Here is a 17557-nt window from a genome sequence, read left to right as displayed (position 1 = left end):
TGGGGAACCGGCCACGGCGGGGGCCCGCCCGGCAAGGGAGCGACCGGCCCCGGCGAAGGGGCACCGTCCCTGGCGAAGGCCGCCCCGCCCCGGTGAGCGGACGACCGGCCGGCGAGGCTGCCCGTCCCGGCTAGGGCCCCGCTCCGGTAGGGAAACGTCCGTCCCGGCGATGGGCACCTGCCCCGGCGATGGACACCTGCCCTGGCGAGGGCCGCCCGTCCCGGCGAGGGACCTGCCCTGGCGCAGGGCCACCTGCCCCGGCGGGGCACACCGTCCCTGGCGAAGGCCGCCCTGTCCCGGTGAGCGGACGACCGGCCTGGCGAAGGCAGCCCGTCCCGGCGAGGGTCCCCCGCTCCGGTAGGGAAACGTCCGGCCCGGCGAGGGACCTGCCCCGGCGAAGGCAGCCCGTCCCGGCTAGGGGCCCCGCTCCGGTAGGGAAACGTCCGGCCCGGTGATGGGGCACCTGCCCCGGCGAAGGCTGCCCGTTCCGGGGAAGGGCCACCTGCCGCGCTGGGGGCACCTGCCCCGGCGAGGGAACGATCGCCCCCGGCGAAGGCCGACCCGCCACGGGGGAACGACCTGCCCGGCGGAGGGGGCGTCCGCAACGACGATGGGGCGCCCGGAGAGTTCCGGGCGCCCCATCGTCGTAGGACTGGTCAAGCCAGCGCGAGCGTCACCGCTTGGGACCGCCCCGAGGCATCCGCATGCCCTTGGGCATCGGACCCTTCGGCAGCGGCATGTTGCTCATCAGGTCGCCCATCGCGCGCAGCCGGTCGTTGGTCGCGGTGACCTGGGGGCCGGCGAGCACACGCGGCAGCTTCAGCATCGTCGTGCGGAGCTTCTTCAGCTCGACCTGGCCCTCGCCGGTGCCCACGAGGATGTCGTGCACCGGGACGTCCGAGACGATCCGCGCCATCTTCTTCTTCTCGGCGGCCAGCAGGGTCTTGACCCGGTTCGGGTTGCCCTCGGCGACCAGCACGATGCCGGCCTTGCCGACCGCGCGGTGCACCACGTCCTGGCTGCGGTTCATCGCGACCGCCGGGGTCGTGGTCCAGCCTCGGCCCACGTTGTCGAGCACCGCCGCGGCCGCGCCCGGCTGGCCCTCCATCTGCCCGAAGGCGGCCCGCTCGGCCCTGCGTCCGAAGACGATCGCCGTCGCGAGGAGGGCGAGCAGAAGCCCGAGAATGCCGAGATAGACCGGGTGGCCGATCAAGAAGCCGATCGCGAGGAAGACACCGAGGGTGAGAATTCCGACAGCCGCGAGTACAAGACCGATCTTGGAATCGGCCTTGCGGGTCATTTTGTACGTCAGAGCGATCTGCTTGAGCCGCCCGGGGTTCGCAGCGTCCGCTGCGGGTTCCTTCCTCGCCATGTCCACGAGTCTACGTGGCCCGCGGAGTGCCGACGACGGCAGTACCGGGCGAGCGGGGCCGCGGCTGCCGTGACCGGATCGATCGGCGCTGACCGGCGCCGATCAGGAACGGGTGACGGATTCCAGCACGCGCTGCGCCTCGACCCGGTCCTTGGCGCGGCGGCGGTCCTCCAGGACGGAGGTCCAGGCGTTGCGGCGGGCGGTGCGCTGCCCGCTGCTCATGAGCAGCGATTCGACGGCACGCAGTGCATCGGTGAACGACGGAATCGCGGTGGCGCGTACGGGCGCGGCCTGCATGATGGAGATCCCCCCTAGGGATCGACGGCTCGGACGGGGACGTGTGTGACGTGGAACCAGAGTCACTGACTGGTGTTACCAGTACGTGACCGAGCGGTCAAACACCAATGAAACCTTGATACCGCGGGTCGCTTTCCTGTCCCCTTCCTGACGTCGCGTTCAGCTGCGGGGACACCGTGAGGGGTGTGAACGGGCCGTTGTGAAGGGCGAGTTGCTTGTGCGCGGATTCACACGAAAGCGGTGGCACTCGGTGCCACCGCTTTCCTTTCGCAACGTATGCCGTTCGGGGGATCAGACCGCCTGGGAGGCGACGTATGCGCCCCGCTTCTCGATGGCCATCTGATACAGGCGGCCGGCCCGGTACGAGGAGCGGACCAGCGGGCCCGACATGACGCCGGAGAAGCCGATCTCCTCGGCCTCCTCCTTGAGCTCCACGAACTCCTGCGGCTTGACCCAGCGCTCCACGGGGTGGTGGCGCACGGAGGGGCGCAGGTACTGCGTGATCGTGATGAGCTCGCAGCCCGCCTCGTGCAGCTGCTGGAGCGCCTCGCTGACCTCTTCGCGGGTCTCGCCCATGCCGAGGATCAGGTTCGATTTCGTGACCAGACCGTAGTCACGGGCCTCGGTGATGACCTTGAGCGAGCGCTCGTAGCGGAAGCCCGGCCGGATCCGCTTGAAGATCCGGGGGACCGTCTCGACGTTGTGCGCGAAGACCTCGGGGCGCGAGGAGAAGACCTCGGCGAGCTGCTCGGGCTCGGCGTTGAAGTCCGGGGCGAGCAGTTCGACCTTGGTGCGTCCGGCCTCGCGGCCGGCCGTCTGCGCGTGGATCTGGCGGACCGTCTCGGCGTACAGCCACGCTCCGCCGTCCTCCAGGTCGTCGCGGGCGACGCCGGTGATGGTGGCGTAGTTCAGGTCCATCGTGACGACGGACTCACCGACACGGCGCGGCTCGTCCCGGTCCAGGGCTTCCGGCTTGCCGGTGTCGATCTGGCAGAAGTCGCAGCGTCGCGTGCACTGGTCACCGCCGATGAGGAACGTGGCCTCGCGGTCTTCCCAGCACTCGTAGATGTTGGGACAGCCCGCCTCCTGGCAGACCGTGTGCAGGCCCTCGCCCTTCACGAGTGCCTGCATCTTCGTGTACTCGGGACCCATCTTCGCCCGGGTCTTGATCCACTCGGGCTTGCGCTCGATGGGGGTCTGGCTGTTCCGGACCTCCAGGCGCAGCATCTTGCGTCCGTCGGGTGCGACTGCGGACACATCGGCTCCCTGTAACTTCGATTCTTCGGCGTACACCAGGGTACGCCCGTGCGGTGCTCGGCCCCCGAGGTGGGCAACCTTCGGGAGCGGGGGTGCATTCCCGAGGGGGTCTCCGCCGTGGAGGCACGGGCTCCGGCCCGGTGTGCCTTCCGCGACGCGCGGTTCTAGGCCGGGGTGCGTTCCACGACGCGCGGCTTCAGGTCCGCGTTCGTCAGGATGTCCCCGAGGTGCTTCTCGGCCACCGGCAGGACCTCGTCGATGGTCACGTCGCGGCCCAGCTCGCCCGCGAGCGAGGCGACGCCCGCGTCGCGGATGCCGCACGGGATGATCCGGTCGAACCAGGCGTTGTCCGGGTTCACGTTCAGCGCGAAGCCGTGCATGGTGACGCCCTTGGCGACGCGGATGCCGATCGCGGCGATCTTGCGGTCCTCGCGGCGCTGGCCCGCGTTGGACGGGGCGTACTCCGGGCCGTTGAGCCGCGGGTCGAACTCCTCGTCCTGGAGCCGGGGGTCGAAGTCGAGGGAGAGACCCCCGAGCGCGGGGGCCCCCTGGGCGGGATCCTTGGCGTCACCGAGGATCCAGACGCCGCTGCGGCCCTCGACCCGGCTCGTCTCCAGGCCGAACTCCGCGCAGGTGCGGATGAGCGCCTCTTCCAGACGGCGTACGTGGGCTACGACGTCCACGGGACGCGGGAGCTTCTGGATGGGGTAGCCGACCAGTTGGCCCGGACCGTGCCAGGTGATCTTGCCGCCGCGGTCCACGTCGATGACGGGCGTGCCGTCCAGGGGCCGCTCGTTGTCCGCCGTGCGCCGGCCCGCGGTGTACACCGGCGGGTGCTCCAGGAGCAGACAGGTGTCGGGGACCTCGTCCAGGAACCGGGCCGCGTGCACGCGGCGCTGCTCGTCCCACGCCTCCTGGTACTCGACGGCCTCGGCACCGAATCCCATGCGGACGAACCGCAACTCACTCACGGTAAGCGCCTCCCTAGAAGCTTCCTCGGGCACGTGGTGGTCCCCGTGCGGGGGACGCGGAGGAACCTTTCGTCAGGTCCGTCGCGCGCCCACGCCACTGTACGTCCGCCGGATCCGCGTCAGCCCGACAGCTAATCCTCACACGATCGGATGAATGAATGTCGATGTGTGCGATGACGTGCTCACGCTCCGCTACATTCGCGCCGTTCACTAGGCCATAAGGGCTGCTCACAGGCAATCCGGGCACAGGGGGCCTCGGGGGAGGCGCAAGAACGTTCCACGCCGCCCCGAGGCCCCCTGGAGACCCGAAGGCAGGAGACCGCACCGCAGATGACGGAACGACCCGCGCAGCGCACGCCCAATCGACAGCTCGCCGCGCTCATCGCAGAAGCGGGGTTCTCCAACGCAGGTCTCGCCCGTCGCGTGGACCAGCTCGGACTCGAACACGGACTGGACCTGAGATACGACAAGACCTCGGTGACCCGGTGGCTGCGCGGCCAGCAGCCCCGCGGGACGACCCCCGCGCTCATCGCCGAAGTGTTCACCCGCCGCCTCGGCCGGCGTCTGAGCGCGCAGGACCTCGGGCTCGACGCCTGCGCGCCCGTGTACGCGGGGCTGGAGTTCGCCGCGACCCCCGAGGAGGCCGTGGACATCGTCAGCGGCCTGTGGCGCAAGGACTCCGGGAGCCACGCGGAGCTCCGCAAGATCGCCTTCACCCCGGCCGGGCTCGTCGTGCCCAGCCGGGACTGGCTGATCGGCCGGGCCGACGACCGGGTCGCCCGCGGCGAGCAGCCCTCCCGCATCCCCGCCCAGGGCCGCCCGGCCGCGCCCAAGGTCACGGCACCGCCCGAGCCGGGGGGATCCGCCTTCCGGCGCGGCCGGACCGAGCGGGGCCCCGGCCAGCGGGTCAGCGGCGGGGACATCGCCGCGCTCCGCTCGGTCGGCGAACTCTTCCGGGCCCTCGACCACGCCTACGGCGGCGGTCACGCCCGCCAGGCACTGGTCCGGTACCTGGAGCACGAGGCCGAGCCCATGCTGCGCGGCGCGTACGGCGAGCAGACCGGCCGCCACCTGTTCGCCGCCGCCGCCGACCTCACCCGGCTCGCCGGCTGGACGTCGTACGACATCGGCGCGCACGGACTCGCGCAGCGGTACTTCGTCCAGGCGCTGCGCCTCGCGCAGGCCGCGGGCGACCGGGTGTACGGCTCCTACGTGCTCATCACGATGAGCCGGCAGGCCGTCTACCTCGGACACGGGCGCGAGGCCGTGCAGCTCGCACGGGTCGCGCAGCAGGGCCTCGGCTCCGGGGGGCCGCACGTCGTGCAGGCGCTGCTGCACGCCGTCGAGGCGCGCGGCCACGGGGTGCTCGGCGAGGTGCGGGCCTGCACGGCCTCGCTGGTCCGGGCCGAACGCGCGCTGGAGGCGTCCCGGACCGGCGACGAGGTCCCGCACTGGGCCCGGTACTTCGACGAGGCGCAGCTCGCCGACGAGTTCGGGCACTGCCACCGGGACCTTCAGCAGTTCCGGGCGGCGGCGCAGCACGCCGAACGCTCGCTCCAGCTCCGGGCGCCCGGCTACGCGCGCAGCCGGCTGTTCTGCCGGGTGGTGCTCGCCTCGGCGCGGCTCGGGCTCGGAGAGCTCGACCAGGCCTGTCTGCTCGGGGCGGAGGCCGCGGGGCAGGCGGCGGAGATGCGGTCGGCGCGGGCCGTCGAGTACGTACGGGACTTCGAGAAACGGCTCGAACCGTACAAGGACGCCGCACCCGTCCGCGGCTACCGCGACAAGGTGGCCGCGCTGAGCTGAGCACGCGGGCGGGAACGGCCGGACGGGCCCCGGGCCGGGGCGTCCCCGGTCTCCGGCCTGGGGTACCGGAGACCGGGGAGCTCGATGCGCGCGCCGGGGCGGGGGCGCCCGCCCTCGCGCGGTGGGTCCGCCGGGAGCCGGGTCCGGCCTCCGGGAGCGCCCGGAGGCCGGAGGGCCCGCGCGCCGGGGATCCGGAACTCCGGAGCCCCGCGCCGGAGTTCCGGAGTCCGGGGTCAGGCGGCGGCGGACTCCAGCGGCTCGGCCGACGGGGCGGCCGCGCGGACGTCCAGGTCCGTCAGGAGGGCGTGGGCGGCCCGCCGGGCCGAGTGCAGCGCGCCCTGCACCGCGCCGGTGTCCCGGTGGTCACCGCACACGTACAGGCCCGCGAGCAGCCGTACGGGACGGCGCGGATCGTGCGGCGGCGGCATCGCCGGTACCGCTTCCGGCTCGTGATGGACCGCCAGCAGTTCCCAGCGGGTCGTCGACGTGCCGTAGACACGGGCGAGCTGGGCACGGACCGTCGCGTCCAGGTGGGGCGCGGCGGGCGGTGTGCCGAGCACGGTCGAGGAGATCAGGGCGCGGCCCGCGGGTGCCCGGGTCGGGTCGACCTGGCTGACGACCGCCGTGTGCGCCACCGGGCCGCCGCGGTCGGCGTCCAGGAGCAGCGCCGGCTCGGTGAGCGGCGGTTCGTCCGTGGTGTGGTGCAGGACGGTCACCGGATGGAAGGCGGGGACGTGCAGCCCGGGCAGGAACCGGGCGGCGGCACCCGCCCCGGTCGCCAACACGATGGCCCGGCACCGGAGTTCGCCGTGGTCCTTCGTCGTGACGCGGGTCGTGGAGACGGCGGTGACCTCGACGCCGGTGTGCACGGTGCCGGGCGGAAGGGCGGCCGCCAGCAGCTCGGGGAGCGCGTCCGCGCCGCCTTCGGGCAGACACAGCCTCCCCGTCGCGAAGGAGTGCAGCGCGAGGTCGGCCAGGCGGCTCGACGTCCGTAGCTCCGGGTCGCACAGCAGGGCCGCGAGAAGGGGGCGCAGAAAGGCCTCGACCGTACGGGCCGGGAGCCCCCGGGCGGTCAGCGCGTTCGCCGCGGTGAGGTCGGGGCGGGCGAGCAGGCGCTCCGGTGGAGTGGCGGCGAGGCGCGCGAGGGCGGCGCCGAGACGGGACTGGTCGAGGGGGCTGCCGAGCGGGCCGGGGCGGGTGGTTCCGCGCGCGGGCCGGGGCAGCGGAAGCCGGGGGGCGCTCGCGAGGGCGCGCGCGGTGGTGAGTGCGCCCCTCGCGCTCCGGGATGTGCCGAGCGTGCCCGTGGGGTGGCGCCGGCCGTCGCTGTGCAGCAGCACGCCCGGCGAGAACGGGCACAGGACGAGGCCGTCCAGGCCCGGGGTGTGGCGCAGTTCCGGGTACGAGGTGGACAGGAGCCGGCCGATCCGGTCCAGCCGGAAGCCGTCGATCTTCTCCGTGGACATACGGCCGCCGACGTGGGGGGCGGCCTCGAGGACGGCGGTCCTCAGCCCCGCCCCGGTCAGATGCCGTGCGGCCGCGAGGCCGGCGACACCGGCTCCCACGACGACGACGTCGACGTCTTCCGTGATCTGTGCCGTGTGCGCGGCGTGGCGTGCGGGCTCTAGCACGTGCCCCTCCTCGAGGTTGCGCGGCCGGTGGGGACGTCATGCCCCCAACACGCTTCTGGAATGCCCCAGTTCGGATCGAGGGTGCGAGGTTCGGCCGCGCGGCGGAAGCCGCGCGGCGGCCGGGCACGGAAGCATGGGGGGTGCATGTACCCGCCCGGCGGGGGCGGCCGAACCCGCCCGGGCCGGGCCCACGAGCCTCGGGCCCACCCACCCGTCCGGGCGCCGGGAGTCCTCGCCTCCCCGGGGAACGTTCCTCAGCCGAGTGCCGCCCGCAGGGCTCCGTCGATCGAGGGGAACGCGAAGGTGAAGCCCGATTCCAGGAGGCGGGCGGGCAGGACGCGCTGGCTGCCCAGGACGTCCTCGGCCATGTCGCCGAGGGCGAGGCGCAGCAGCGGGGCGGGCGTGGTCAGCAGGGTCGGGCGGTGCAGGACCCGGCCCATGGCCTCGGTGATCTCCCCGTTGGTGAGCGGGTCGGGGGCGGTCAGGTTCACCGGCCCGGACAGCGACTCCGTGTCGATGAGATGCCGGATCGCGGCCACCTCGTCGTGCAGCGAGATATAGCTCCAGTACTGGCGCCCGTTCCCCATCCGCCCCCCGGCACCCGCCTTGAACAGCGGAATCAGCCGCGCCCAGGCCCCGCCCTCGCGGGCCACCACGAGCCCGGTCCTGGGAAGCACCGTGCGCACCCCCGCCTCCTGCGCGGGAGCGGTCGCCTCCTCCCACTCCACACAGACGGACGGCAGGAACCCGTCCCCGGGCGGTGCGGACTCGTCCACCGCCCGGCCGTCCGTGTCGCCGTAGAACCCGATCGCGCTCCCGTTGACGAAGACCCGCGGCGGTTCGTCGAGCGAGGCCACCGCCTCCGCGAGCGTGGCCGTCCCGAGCACCCGGCTGTCGCGGATCATCCGCTTGTACGCACGCGTCCAGGGCCGCCCCGCCACCGGCGCTCCCGCCAGATTGACCACGGCGGCACAGCCGATGAGCCCCACCGCGTCGATCCGCTGCCGCTGCGGATCCCACCGGATCTCGTGCGGCGAACGCGGCTCACGGCGTACGAGCCGGACCACCTCGTGCCCCTCGGCGCTCAGGGAGCGTGTCAGCGCGGAGCCGATCAGGCCGGACGCGCCGGCGATCACGATGCGGGAACCCGGGGACAGCGGTGAGTCGTTCATGGGTCCATCCTGCCCCCGCCGCCCAGGACTTCACGGAAGGCCGCAGCGCGGCGGCCGTACAGTGACCGGTATGTCAGCTGCTCCGCGGATACGCCACGCCACCCTGGACGACGAGGACGCGCTCGGCCGGATCGACCGCGACACCTGGTCCACGCTGCACGCGGTCATGCCGCGTCCCCGGCCGCCGTACGAGCCCTTCTACAGCGAGCGGTTCGGTCCCCGGGACCATGTCGTCGCCGAGCTCGACGGCCGTCTCGTGGGGTACATCCGGCTGGGCTTCCCGACCAGGCTGGCCTGCAACGCGCACGTCCGGCAGATCCTCGGACTGGCCGTCGCCGACGAGGCCCGCGGCGCCGGGGTGGGCCGCGCGCTGCTGCGGGCGGCGGGCGAGGAGGCCCGCCGCCAGGGCGCCCGGCGCATCACCCTGCGCGTGCTCGGCCACAACACTCCGGCGCGCGCTCTCTACGAGTCCGAGGGGTTCGTCGTCGAGGGGGTCCTGCCCGGGGAGTTCCTGCTGGACGGCGCCTATGTGGACGACGTCCTGATGGGACGCCCGCTCTGATCGGCTCTCCCCGTCGGAACCGTGGTCCGTTCAGGACCGTGTTCCGTGAGGCGCTCGCTCAGGAGGTGACGAGGTCGCCCGTGTCCACCCGTGCGGTGGCGTGTGCGGCCTTCTTGGCGTCGCTCGCGACCTCGTGCGCCGTCAGGACGTAACCGGTCTCGTCGTCCGAGGTCGAACGGGCGAAGACCACGCCGTACACCTCGCCGTCGGTGGTCAGGAGCGGACCACCGGAGTTGCCGGGCCGGACGGTCGAGCGGATCGAGTAGATCTCGCGGGTGACCGTGCCCGAGTTGTAGATGTTCTGGCCCGTCGCGTTGATGCGGCCCGCGACGGTGGCGGCCTGGAGGTCGAGGCCGCCGTCCTGCGGGTAGCCCGCGACCACGGCGGAGTCCCCGCGCGAGGCGACCCCGTCGAAGTGGAGGACCGGGGCCCGGAGCGCCGGCACGTACAGGACGGCGACGTCCTTCTGCGGATCGAAGAGGACCACCCGCGCCTGGTACGGGCGTCCGACCCCGCCCACCCGCACGGTCGGCCGGTCGATGCCCGCCACCACGTGCGCGTTGGTCATCACACGGTGCGGGGCGTAGACGAAGCCGCTGCCCTCCCGGCCCTGGTTGCCCGAGACGCCCTCGACCTTCACGGTGCTCTGCTTGGCGGCGTTCGTCGCGGACGGCGTGACACTGTCCCCGGAGGGCTTGGCGACACCGGCCGCCGGTTCGTTCTCGAACGGGTTGAAGACCTGGGGGAAGCCCGCCTCCGTGAGTGCCGAGGTCGCGCGCGAGAACCAGGTCGGGGTGGTCTCCGGCATCGTGTTCTGCACGGCGCCCAGCAGCGCCGAGTTGCGGATCGACTGCGTCACCACCGTCGAGGAGGACGCGCCCAGGACGCTCGCCGCCACCCAGGCCACCAGCAGCACGGCCAGGGTGTTCGCCGCGGCTCCGCCGATCCCGTCGGCCACCCGCAGCGGCCCCTGGTCCAGCTCGCGGCGCAGCTTCAGCGCCAGCCGCCCGGCCAGCTCGTGGCCCACGACGCCGGGCACCAGCACCGTGAGGACCGCCGTGACCGTCGCCGCCGGTGTCCCCGCCGTGACCAGCTCCATCATCCACGGCAGCACCCATACGCCGATGACGGCGCCGCCCACGAAGCCGGCCAGGGAGACACAGCCGGCCACCAGGCCGCGGCGGTAACCGGACGCCGCGTAGACCAGGATGACCAGCATCAGCAGGAGGTCGAGAACGTCCACGGAGCCGCCTTTCTCTAGGGCCCCTTAGTACGCGTCGGGCGGGCCCTGTGATCAGCCACGCGCGTTCGGTGCCGCGGAAACGGCCACACACCCGTGGACCTGTAGGAACGTCCCGGACACGCTCGATGGTTCCACCAGGTGGCACACCACACATCGCGGCCCGCGAGGATCCGGGTCAGGGTGGCTCCATGCGTGTCTTCCGGAAGCCGCGGGGACCTCGAATACGGAGCGGGGAGCGAGCGTCCCGGCACGGGCGCCACGGACGCCCGGGGCCCCGGACGTCCGGGAGGCTCACCCGCGGAGCGGATCGAGCTCCCCGGACGACTGTGCCACCCCGTGTGCGCCGGCGTACGCCGGTGGGGCTGCCGAAACCGGTCCTCGTCGCCTTCGGGTGCGTGCCGGGCCTGCTCGCCGTCCTGGCGCTGGTGATGTGCGCGGCCGGGGTGGACCGCTCGGCGGCCCGCGGCACCGCCCCGCCCCCGCTCGCGGCCCGGATCACCGTTCCCCGTCCCGTCGCCAGGCCGCCCATCGTGCCGCGGACGGCGTGGCTGGACGCCACGAGCACCCGCGAGCAGCCGCCGCCCCGCTACGACGACCGCGTCGTGGCGGTCTTCATCCACCACACCGACTCGCCGAGCGACTACGACTGCGCCGACGTGCCCCGCATCATCCGTGACGTGTACGCGGGCCAGACGGGCGCCAAGGACTGGGACGACATCGGCTACAACTTCCTCGTCGACCGCTGCGGCACGATCTACGAGGGCCGCGCGGGCGGGATCGACCGGCCCGTCACCGGGGCGCACACCCAGGGCTTCAACCACCGCTCCGCCGGGATCGCCGCGATCGGCACCTTCACGGCCGGATCACCGGTGCCGAAGGCGATGACCGACGCGATCGCCCGTCTCGTGGCCTGGAAGCTCGGGCTCAGCGGCGTGGACCCCCGGGGCACGGTCCGACTCGTCTCCAGCAACAGCCTCAGCCGTTACGCCGCGGGCACCGCCGCCGTGCTCTCCACCGTCTCCGGCCACGACGCCGCCTTCATGACGAGCTGCCCGGGCGCCGCCCTCAGCGCCCGCCTCCCCGGGATCCGCGACCGGGCGGCCCGCATCCAGGGCCGCTGAGCGCCCGGCGCCACCGGTCACAGGAACACCCCGCCCGGCTCACAGGGTCCCCAGAGCCGGGCGCCCTACCGTCCGCGTACGGCGCCGCACGGCGTCGTACGCGCTGACCGGAGGCGGGGATCATGAGGATCAGTCGGACGGGGAACGGGGCGCACGCGGGGCGCACCGGGGGCGGACAGGACATACGGACCGTGGAGCCGTCCGGTGGCCGGACGACGGCGGCGCGGGGGCCGTGGGCGGTGGTGTGCGCCGTGGCCGCGGTCGTCCTGGGCCCGGCGGCGGTGACGGCGTCCGCGCTGGACCAGGCCAACGCGGCCCCGCAGCACCACACGGCGCGAGCTGACGGTCCGCAGGCGTACATCCCCGCGGACCGGACGCGCCTGCCGGCCGCACCCCGCAGCCGCGCGGGCACGCCCTGACGCACCGGCCCGGCCGGCCCGTCAGTCCTCCCTGAAACGCTCCCACAGCTTGGGGTAGCGCCCCGCGATGACGGACTCGTTCTCGAACTCGAGCGGGGTGCCCTCGGGCTCGGCGGGGGCGGCCGGGATGCCGAGGGCGGGGGCGACGGCACCGGTCAGCTGCTCGTAGGCCTCGTCGGCCGCGTACCCCAGCTCCTCGCCGTCGCCGTCGATCTCCTCGTCGAAGTCGTCCAGGAGCTCGGCGAGCGTGTCGGGGTCGTGCATCGCCCCCTCGAAGACCTCCCGGCCCTGGCCGATCAGCCAGCACCGGAAGAAGTCGAAGGCGTCGTCGCTGGCCCCGTCGAGCAGCACCCAGGCCGCGCCCCACAGATCCCAGCGGTACGCGCGGTTGTAGCGGGACTCGAAGTGCCGGGAGAAGTCCAGGACGGAGTCCGGGTCCAGCTGGACGAGCCGCTCGACGAGCAGATCCGCCTGTTCCTCGGGATCTCCCTCGGCAGTCTCGCGGGTCGTGTCCACCAGCTGCCAGAACTCCGTCTCGTCCATCACGGGTCCAGCATCGGGCCTGGGCGGGAGGGACGCACGTGGAGCGGCGCAGATTGTTATGCATGCACATGCCGAAGGTAAAACCGCCGGGTTCATACGGATTTCAAGCGGTCGGAGGCAAACGATTCCCCCAGGCCGTCCCCTGGGTCCGCGATCACCGGCGCGGCACCACCGACCGGCCCGCGATCACCGGCGGAGCACGGCCGACCGGCCCGTGTCACCCGTAGAGCGCCGCCGCCGCGGCCGCGTCCTCGGCGCAGCGCTTCCGCAGGGCCTCCGGAGCGAGCACCTCCACCTCGGGCCCGAGGCCCCGCAGTTGTATACGGGCGACCTCCTCGGACTCGACCGGCAGGGTGAGGGTCACCCAGCCCCGCCCGTCCGGGGTGCCGGAGGCGGCGAGTCCCTCCTTCGCCGACGTGGGATCGAGGGCGTACGGCAGCAGTCGTACGCCCTCCGGGGACAGCCGTACGACCGCCTCGGACCGCAGGACGGACCGGGCGAACTCCTCGGCCCGCTCCTCCCAGAACGCCGGCAGATCGAAGCCCTCGTCCCGCCGGAAGCGCTCCGGGCCGGGGTCGACAGCGGTGAACCGGTCGATCCTGTACACCCGGAAGGCCTCCGCGTCCGGCACCCGCGCGCACAGGTACCAGAGCCCCGCCTTCAGGACGAGCCCGTACGGTTCGAGGGTCCGCTCCGACTCCGACCCGCGGCGCCGGTAGCGCGCGAGGACCGGGCGGTCGTCCCACACCGCGTCCGCGAGCGCGGGCAGCAGCTCGGGCGTCCGCGGCTCGCTGAACCAGGCGGGCGCGTCCAGATGGAAGCGCTGCGCCGCCGATCGCGAGGCGCCTTGCGCGGAGGGCGTCAGTGCCGCCGACACCTTCAGCCGGGCCGCCGACGCCGTGTCCTGAAGGCCCATGTCGCGCAGCGCCCCCGGCACCCCGCTCAGGAACAGCGCCTCCGCCTCGCTCCGCGCGAGTCCCGTCAGCCGCGTGCGGTACCCGCCGACCAGGCGGTAGCCGCCGGCCCGGCCCCGGTCCGCGTAGACCGGAATTCCCGCCTCCGACAGCGCCTGCGCGTCCCGGGCGACCGTACGCTCGGACACCTCCAGCTCCCGCGCCAGCTCGGCGGCGGTCATCGACGCGCGGGTCTGGAGCAGCAGCACCATCTTGATCAGACGAGCGGCACGCATGTCCTCATGATGCCGGGCGCCACTGACAACGACGGGACGGGCGCCCACCCCGCGGGGTGCGCCGGAAGGAACCGGGAAAGCGAGAAGGGGTACGGCGGCCGCCGTACCCCTTCTCCGTGTTCAGCTCCCGGGCCCTACAGGCCGTAGCGCTCCCGGGCCTCCTTCACCGCCGACGCCTTGACCTCGCCGCGGCGGGCGAGCTGCGCCAGCGCGGCGACGACGATCGACTGGGCGTCCACGCCGAAGTGACGGCGGGCCGCCACGCGCGTGTCCGAGAGACCGAAGCCGTCGGCACCGAGCGAGGACCAGTCCTGCTCGACCCACTGCGCGATCTGGTCCGGGACCTGGCGCATGTAGTCGGAGACCGCGAGCACCGGGCCCTCGGCGCCCTGCAGTGCCTGGCGGACGAACGGCACCCGCTCCTCGCCGCGCAGCAGGGCCGCGTCGGCCTCCAGCGCGTCACGGCGCAGCTCGGTCCAGGAGGTCGCGGACCACACGTCGGCGGCCACACCCCACTCCTCGGCGAGCAGCTTCTGGGCCTCCAGGGTCCAGTGGATCGCCGTGCCGGAACCCAGGAGCTGGATGCGCGGGGCGTTCGCTGCGGCCACGTTCAGGCCCGCCGACTCGGCCGTGTTGAAGCGGTACAGGCCCTTGAGGATGCCCTCGTCGACACCGGCCGGCTTGGCGGGCTGCGGCATCGGCTCGTTGTAGACGGTCAGGTAGTAGAAGACGTCCTGGTCCTCGCCCGGGGCCGCCTCTCCGTACATCCGGCGCAGACCGTCCTTGACGATCGCCGCGATCTCGTACGCGAACGCCGGGTCGTAGGACAGGGCCGCCGGGTTGGTCGCCGCGATGACGGGGGAGTGGCCGTCGGCGTGCTGCAGGCCCTCGCCCGTCAGGGTCGTCCGACCGGCGGTGGCGCCGACCAGGAAGCCGCGGCCGAGCTGGTCGCCGAGCTGCCACATCTGGTCGGCGGTGCGCTGCCAGCCGAACATCGAGTAGAAGATGTAGAAGGGGATCATCGCCTCACCGTGCGTGGAGTACGCGGTGGACGCGGCGATGAAGTCCGCCATGGAACCGGCCTCGGTGATCCCCTCGTTGAGGATCTGGCCGTCCTTGGCCTCCTTGTAGTACATCAGCTGGTCGCGGTCGACCGGCTCGTACGTCTGGCCCTTGGGCGAGTAGATGCCCAGCGACGGGAAGAGCGACTCCATACCGAAGGTACGGGCCTCGTCCGGGACGATCGGTACCCAGCGGCGGCCGGTCTGCTTGTCGCGGACCAGGTCCTTGACGAGCCGGACGAACGCCATCGTCGTCGCCAGGTTCTGCGTGCCGGAGCCCTTGTCGAAGGACGCGAACGTCTTGTCGGCGGGGGCCGGCAGCGGGGCCAGCGCGTGCGTACGGCGGGCCGGGGCCGGGCCGCCGAGGGCCGCGCGGCGCTCCTGGAGGTAACGGACCTCGGGGGAGTCGGCGCCCGGGTGGCCGTAGGGCACCACACCGTCGACGAACTGGCTGTCGGAGATGGGCAGTTCGAGCAGATCACGCATCTGCTTGAACTCGTCCGTCGACAGCTTCTTCATCTGGTGGTTGGCGTTCTTCGACGCGAAGCCCGGACCGAGGGTGTGACCCTTGACCGTCTGGGCCAGGATCACCGTCGGCGCGCCCTTGTGGGCGAGGGCGGCGCGGTAGGCCGCGTACACCTTGCGCGACTCGTGGCCACCGCGGGAGAGGTGGAAGCACTCGAGGATCTTGTCGTCGCTCAGCAGCTTCGCCATCTCGGCGAGCGCCGGGTCTCCGCCGAAGAAGTCCTGGCGGATGTAGGCGGCGTCGCGGGTCTGGTACGTCTGCACCTGCGCGTCGGGCACCTGGCGCAGGCGACGGACGAGCGCGCCCGTGGTGTCGAGCTGGAACAGCTCGTCCCAGGCCGAGCCCCACAGCGACTTCACGACGTTCCAGCCGGCGCCGCGGAACTGCGCCTCCAGCTCCTGCACGATCTTGAAGTTCGCGCGGACCGGGCCGTCGAGGCGCTGCAGGTTGCAGTTGATGACGAAGGTCAGGTTGTCCAGACCCTCGCGTGCGGCGAGCGCGAGTGCCGCCGTCGACTCCGGCTCGTCCATCTCGCCGTCACCGAGGAACGCCCACACGTGGGACGCGGAGACGTCCTTGATGGCGCGGTTGGTGAGGTAGCGGTTGAAACGGGCCTGGTAGATCGCCGACAGCGGGCCGAGGCCCATGGAGACGGTCGGGAACTCCCACAGCCAGGGCAGCCGGCGCGGGTGCGGGTACGACGGGAGACCGTTGCCGCCCGCCTCCTGGCGGAAGTTGTCCAGGTGGTGCTCGTTCAGGCGTCCGTCGAGGAAGGCGCGGGCGTAGATGCCCGGGGAGGCGTGGCCCTGGATGTAGAGCTGGTCGCCGGACCCGTCACCCTCCTTGCCCTTGAAGAAGTGGTTGAAGCCGGTCTCGTAGAGCCAGGCCGCGGAGGCGAAGGTGGCGATGTGGCCGCCGACGCCGTGCTTCGCGCCCCGGGTCACCATCGCGGCCGCGTTCCAGCGGTTCCACGCGGTGATCCTGGCTTCCATCGCCTCGTCGCCGTCCACGGTGGGCTCGGCGGCGGTGGGGATGGTGTTGACGTAGTCGGTCTCGAGCAGCTTGGGCAGCGCGAGACCGTTGCCCTCGGCGCGCTCCAGCGTGCGGCGCATCAGGTACGCGGCACGGTGCGGCCCGGCCGCCTGGGTGACGGCGTCCAGGGAGGCCTGCCATTCGGCGGTCTCCTCGGGGTCGCGGTCCGGGAGCTGGTCGAGCTCGCTCGGCTGGATTGCGGTGGGGTCGGTCATTGCGCCGCCTTCCGGATGCGGAGGGGGGTTCCCTCATCGGCAAGGGGTTTTCGGGTGTGCCCTTGGTCTATGGCAGGACAGGGCGATGGGCTCTTGTGGGAGCCCGTCGAGGACTGTAACCCCCTGATCGATGATCGATCAAAGGATTCCGGAGGAAATCCTCTTCAGATCGGAAAGTCGGCACGGGGTGCCTTGAAGCCAGGCACCGGGTGCCGTGAAAGTCGACGGTTTTCGCAGGTGGGAGCACGGTTGAGCGCGGGTGTGCTCCCCTGCGCCGATGTCGTCGGCGCGTCCCTCAGGGGCGCGGGGCGCAGCCGAGGACGTGGGCCTTCACCAGCTCGGCGATCAGCGGATCGCGCCGCCGGAAGGCGTCCACGAGGGCCTCGTGCTCCTCCGCGTACGACTGCTGCACGGTTCCGAGCCAGCGGATGGACAGGGCCGTGAAGACCTCGATGCCCAGGCCCTCCCAGGTGTGCAGGAGCACGGAGTTCCCGGCCGCCCGGACCAGCTCGCGGTGGAACCCCACGGTGTGCCGCACCTGGCCGGTCCCGTCGGCCAGCCGGTCGGCCTCGTACAGCGCCGTCACATGGGGTTCGAGGGCCGAGCAGTCCTCCGCCAGCCTGCCGGCCGCCAGCTCCGCCGCGATGGCCTCCAGGCCGGCTCGTACGGGGTAGCTCTCCTCCAGGTCGGCGGCCGTCAGGTTCCGTACCCGCACGCCCTTGTTCGGCGCCGACTCGATCAGCCGCAGCGACTCCAGCTCGCGCAGCGCCTCGCGCACCGGGGTCTGGCTGACCTCCAGCTCGGTGGCGATCCGCCGCTCCACGATCCGCTCGCCCGGCTTCCAGCGCCCGCTGACGATCCCCTCCACGATGTGCTCGCGGATCTGTTCGCGCAGCGAGTGGACGACGGGCGCGGTCATGAAGGCTCCTTTGACAGGGGTGGCGGGACCCCGAGGGCGTTTGACCTTTAGACAATAAGGCCGTGGCTCGGTCGGTGAGGGGCGCATGGCGGCGCTTTCCCGCAGGTGAGACGAGGCTTACACGCTCTCGGAGTGTTCCCGTCCGTAGGGGCTCGTACCGGGTGAAGTCCGGATTCGTACCGCCGATGTGATCGCCGGACGCGGGCCCCGGCGGAAGAACGGCGGCC

General features: G+C 72.6%; 15 protein-coding genes. 4 read left to right on the top strand and 11 right to left on the bottom strand.

Annotation, left to right across the window (positions count from 1 at the left end; translation table 11 throughout):
• Positions 1–673: 673 nt before the first annotated feature.
• From OG485_RS14205 to lipB, 4 genes are all read right to left on the bottom strand, one after another.
• Positions 674–1372 carry a DUF4191 domain-containing protein gene (locus OG485_RS14205; RefSeq protein ID WP_328668682.1) on the bottom strand — a complete coding sequence of 233 codons (699 nt, stop codon included), beginning with the start codon at positions 1370–1372 and terminating at the stop codon, positions 674–676.
• 102 nt (positions 1373–1474) lie between these two features.
• Positions 1475–1669 (bottom strand): SCO2195 family GlnR-regulated protein, encoded by a 195-nt coding sequence (locus tag OG485_RS14200; RefSeq protein WP_326788203.1) that lies wholly within the window; start codon positions 1667–1669, stop codon positions 1475–1477.
• Between the two features lie 291 nt (positions 1670–1960).
• Positions 1961–2926: a lipoyl synthase gene (gene lipA / locus OG485_RS14195; RefSeq protein WP_328668681.1), complete on the bottom strand. Its 966-nt coding sequence runs from the start codon at positions 2924–2926 to the stop codon at positions 1961–1963.
• A 164-nt stretch (positions 2927–3090) separates the two neighbouring features.
• Positions 3091–3897, bottom strand: a complete 807-nt coding sequence (gene lipB, locus OG485_RS14190; RefSeq protein WP_328668680.1) for a lipoyl(octanoyl) transferase LipB — start codon at positions 3895–3897, stop codon at positions 3091–3093.
• A gap of 330 nt (positions 3898–4227) precedes the next feature.
• Here lipB and OG485_RS14185 point away from each other — a divergent pair, with 330 nt between their 5' ends.
• Positions 4228–5700 carry a regulator gene (locus OG485_RS14185; RefSeq protein WP_328668679.1) on the top strand — a complete coding sequence of 491 codons (1473 nt, stop codon included), beginning with the start codon at positions 4228–4230 and terminating at the stop codon, positions 5698–5700.
• Positions 5701–5933: 233 nt separating this feature from the next.
• Here OG485_RS14185 and OG485_RS14180 read toward each other — a convergent pair whose 3' ends face one another.
• Positions 5934–7328, bottom strand: coding sequence for an NAD(P)/FAD-dependent oxidoreductase (locus OG485_RS14180; protein ID WP_328668678.1), 1395 nt, complete (start codon positions 7326–7328; stop codon positions 5934–5936).
• Between the two features lie 254 nt (positions 7329–7582).
• Positions 7583–8500, bottom strand: coding sequence for a TIGR01777 family oxidoreductase (locus OG485_RS14175; protein WP_328668677.1), 918 nt, complete (start codon positions 8498–8500; stop codon positions 7583–7585).
• A gap of 70 nt (positions 8501–8570) precedes the next feature.
• Between OG485_RS14175 and OG485_RS14170 the strand changes: the two genes are divergently transcribed.
• Positions 8571–9062 (top strand): GNAT family N-acetyltransferase, encoded by a 492-nt coding sequence (locus OG485_RS14170; protein WP_328668676.1) that lies wholly within the window; start codon positions 8571–8573, stop codon positions 9060–9062.
• 58 nt (positions 9063–9120) lie between these two features.
• On the opposite strand, the gene OG485_RS14165 is transcribed toward OG485_RS14170, so the two are convergent.
• Positions 9121–10305 carry a MarP family serine protease gene (locus OG485_RS14165; RefSeq protein WP_328668675.1) on the bottom strand — a complete coding sequence of 395 codons (1185 nt, stop codon included), beginning with the start codon at positions 10303–10305 and terminating at the stop codon, positions 9121–9123.
• A 428-nt stretch (positions 10306–10733) separates the two neighbouring features.
• Here OG485_RS14165 and OG485_RS14160 point away from each other — a divergent pair, with 428 nt between their 5' ends.
• Both OG485_RS14160 and OG485_RS14155 read left to right on the top strand, forming a co-directional pair.
• Complete coding sequence (locus tag OG485_RS14160) at positions 10734–11426, top strand: peptidoglycan recognition protein family protein (RefSeq protein ID WP_328674435.1); 693 nt, start codon at positions 10734–10736, stop codon at positions 11424–11426.
• Positions 11427–11608: 182 nt separating this feature from the next.
• Entirely contained in the window at positions 11609–11845 is a 237-nt protein-coding gene (locus tag OG485_RS14155) for a hypothetical protein (RefSeq protein WP_328674433.1), read from the top strand.
• A 21-nt stretch (positions 11846–11866) separates the two neighbouring features.
• Here OG485_RS14155 and OG485_RS14150 read toward each other — a convergent pair whose 3' ends face one another.
• The 4 genes from OG485_RS14150 to OG485_RS14135 form a co-directional block, all read right to left on the bottom strand.
• A complete protein-coding gene (locus OG485_RS14150) occupies positions 11867–12388 on the bottom strand; it encodes a DUF4240 domain-containing protein (RefSeq protein WP_326790983.1) in 522 nt (173 codons plus the stop codon).
• 217 nt (positions 12389–12605) lie between these two features.
• On the bottom strand, positions 12606–13577 hold the full coding sequence (locus tag OG485_RS14145) for a helix-turn-helix transcriptional regulator (RefSeq protein ID WP_328668674.1): 972 nt from the start codon (positions 13575–13577) through the stop codon (positions 12606–12608).
• Between the two features lie 134 nt (positions 13578–13711).
• Positions 13712–16411, bottom strand: a complete 2700-nt coding sequence (aceE, locus tag OG485_RS14140; RefSeq protein ID WP_328668673.1) for a pyruvate dehydrogenase (acetyl-transferring), homodimeric type — start codon at positions 16409–16411, stop codon at positions 13712–13714.
• A 295-nt stretch (positions 16412–16706) separates the two neighbouring features.
• Positions 16707–17330, bottom strand: a complete 624-nt coding sequence (locus OG485_RS14135) for a GntR family transcriptional regulator (protein WP_328453254.1) — start codon at positions 17328–17330, stop codon at positions 16707–16709.
• Positions 17331–17557 lie beyond the last annotated feature (227 nt).

It is taken from the genome of Streptomyces sp. NBC_00328, assembly GCF_036139655.1.
GTDB lineage: Bacteria > Actinomycetota > Actinomycetes > Streptomycetales > Streptomycetaceae > Streptomyces.
This window is presented reverse-complemented; position numbering and strand designations above follow the sequence as displayed.

Excerpts from the sequence above, each read along its gene's own strand:
- OG485_RS14205 (WP_328668682.1), bottom strand. The coding sequence starts at position 1,372 with ATGGCGAGGAAGGAACCCGCAGCGGACGCTGCGAACCCCGGGCGGCTC.
- OG485_RS14200 (WP_326788203.1), bottom strand. The coding sequence starts at position 1,669 with ATGCAGGCCGCGCCCGTACGCGCCACCGCGATTCCGTCGTTCACCGAT.
- OG485_RS14185 (WP_328668679.1), top strand. The coding sequence starts at position 4,228 with ATGACGGAACGACCCGCGCAGCGCACGCCCAATCGACAGCTCGCCGCG.
- OG485_RS14175 (WP_328668677.1), bottom strand. The coding sequence starts at position 8,500 with ATGAACGACTCACCGCTGTCCCCGGGTTCCCGCATCGTGATCGCCGGC.
- OG485_RS14170 (WP_328668676.1), top strand. The coding sequence starts at position 8,571 with ATGTCAGCTGCTCCGCGGATACGCCACGCCACCCTGGACGACGAGGAC.
- OG485_RS14160 (WP_328674435.1), top strand. The coding sequence starts at position 10,734 with ATGTGCGCGGCCGGGGTGGACCGCTCGGCGGCCCGCGGCACCGCCCCG.
- OG485_RS14150 (WP_326790983.1), bottom strand. The coding sequence starts at position 12,388 with ATGGACGAGACGGAGTTCTGGCAGCTGGTGGACACGACCCGCGAGACT.
- OG485_RS14145 (WP_328668674.1), bottom strand. The coding sequence starts at position 13,577 with ATGCGTGCCGCTCGTCTGATCAAGATGGTGCTGCTGCTCCAGACCCGC.
- aceE (WP_328668673.1), bottom strand. The coding sequence starts at position 16,411 with ATGACCGACCCCACCGCAATCCAGCCGAGCGAGCTCGACCAGCTCCCG.
- OG485_RS14135 (WP_328453254.1), bottom strand. The coding sequence starts at position 17,330 with ATGACCGCGCCCGTCGTCCACTCGCTGCGCGAACAGATCCGCGAGCAC.